This window comes from Hyunsoonleella aestuarii (assembly GCF_006148925.1).
In the GTDB taxonomy this organism is placed as follows: Bacteria; Bacteroidota; Bacteroidia; order Flavobacteriales; family Flavobacteriaceae; genus Algibacter_D; species Algibacter_D aestuarii.
Genome location: NZ_VAWB01000007.1, coordinates 1 through 2365 on the forward strand (window position 1 = coordinate 1; position 2365 = coordinate 2365).

Genomic DNA, 2365 nt, shown 5'->3' on the forward strand with positions numbered 1-2365 from the left:
CTAACATTATTCCAACTAATTGTAGCCGAAGAAGGAGCGATATTAGAAGCTGCTAATCCAGTAGGAGGTTGCAAGCAAGGCGCGGGTAGTACGTCAAATGTTTGATCGACATCAGTAGCAGGGTTGTAAGTACTATTTCCAGCTTGACTAGCTCTAACGGTAACAGTTCCTATAGTTCCTGATAATGTCACTGTGTTTCCGCTTACACTAGCAGGTCCTGAGACCATAGAAAAGCTCACTGGTAATCCAGAAGAAGCCGTTGCATTGACTTGAAAAGGCACATCTGTAGTAAACTTGTCACTAATAGGGTCAAACGTTATTGTTTGTGGGATATTAGTGGTGTTAGTAATAACTCTAAAATCGTCAAACACAAAACCATCAAAAGTAGTGGTGTAGCTATGTTGACTGTTGGTAGAGTCTGTATTAAAATTAAACCTTAAAAACACGGTAGATTGATTGTGGAAAGCACTATTCTCTGAATTGGAAATAACAATTTCTTCCATCACCCATTTATCCTGAGTATCCCCATCATATAGTTGTTCACCATCAGGTTGGAAGTTGTTACTAGTAGAACTTTTTCCCGAATAGGTGTTGTTCGCATTAGGAGCTCCAGGTTTTGTATAGGTTCCACAAAGTGGTGCCCAGGTAGAGCCGTTAGTAGATGCCTCGATTTGTACATAATCAAAACTACGTTCTAAATCCCATTTGGCATTATACTGAACCACTGTTTGTACAAGTCCGCTAGTAGATATACTGTTATTAAGTTGTAGAGTATTACTTTGACTATTGGCATAAGCACCAGAAGGCGAGTCTGTAATAGCAACACTACCAGAAAAGGCATCAGAGGTAGTTCCCCAGGAGCCACCAGAAGCAGTCCAGTTAGATATGCCGTTGGTTTCTTCATCATCTTCAAAAAGCACTGTAGGCGTATAGTATTTAATAATGTTAGCTTCATAAATAAGGCCATCATCATTATTAAGAGTCACTTTAAATTCAATAGCATCATTGGGTTGAATACTTCCATCAAGAGTATAAGGCGCTGAAACAATACGTTGTTCAAGTGTTGCCATTCCTGTTTGTGTGCCAGGGCTAGTTAGTCCAGTGATGTTAGATGAAATAGGCGTAACAGTAAGCGTAAAATCACTATCGGTTTGTCCTAAGTATTCAATACCAAAGTCGAAATTACCATTTAAGGATGTAATATTAGACGATGTTAAATCAATAAGTTTAGCATATTTACCACTAAAGTAAGCTGCAAGGAAATTGGGTCTCATAGCACGACGAGCAATATCATCTATAAATAGTGGGTCTGGCCAAAAGCCACTACCTGTAGAACCAGCTTCAGATCCAGAGCCATTTTCAGGAGTCCATGCCATGGTATCTTTACCAGCCCCAGGACCACCTGTAGAACCTGCAACGGCAGGCCCCATCATCCAATCGTTCATATTACCACTGTTAAGAGCACTAATTTGTGTACTAGGACCATAGGCATAACGATTAAAGTGCGTCATATCATGATTGTACTTAGCAAACTCATCTTCACGTCTGTCTACACCAGCTGCATCCAAAGTAGCAGGATCCACTCCAGCATATCCATGAAGCATGGCATTTTTAAAGGAGTGGTGATTAAGTACTAATTTAAAATCATGATCCATGAAAAAATCTCTAACAATTTGTGATTCAGGTTCAGAGAAGAATGTAGTACCTCTATATGTTTGGTTACAGCCATCTGATGAAGAACCACCATTCCCCCAATAGTATCCAAAGTTTCTGTTTAAATCAATACCATCATTATAAGTAGAACACGCTCCAGTATCTCTTCTGTTTTTACGTTGTAAACCACCGCCATTAGGGGCTACAGATTCATTATAAGCCAATCCATCGGAGTTAACAACAGGAATAAAGTAGAGTTCTTGATTGTTCACCAAAGAAGTAATAGCAGGGTCTGAACCATAGTTTTCAAGAATGTACCACATGTAATACATAAGATTCATAAGGCTGGACAGCTCTCTAGAGTGTGTCATCCCAGTATATAAAGTTTCAGGTTCTCCAGTTTCATCGATATCCGGATTGTCTGAGATACGCACATAATATGTTGTTCGCCCTTCTAAAGTTGTTTGGTTGGTGGGAGATGCATCTGTCTTTACCGATATAATATTGGGATAAAGTGAGCGCATAAGATCTAATTCGGCTAGCGCTTCAGATACGGTAAAACACCCGCCCATGCTACCAAGTTTGAAGTTAGTAGGGGTGGACCAGTTAATTTCATCGCAGCCATTGTATTGGCCTAGATTATCAAAGAGTATGTTAGATACACTGCTTTTACCAAAACCAGCTTTAGCAGTACTGTATTTTTGAGATTGTA

At 39.7% G+C, this 2365-nt stretch carries 1 protein-coding gene; it reads right to left on the reverse strand.

Going from position 1 to position 2365, the window contains the following annotated elements; all coding sequences use genetic code 11:
- Positions 1 to 2365: M14 family metallopeptidase (locus tag FEF17_RS14230; RefSeq protein WP_139003092.1), on the reverse strand; the 2365-nt coding region annotated here is incomplete at both ends.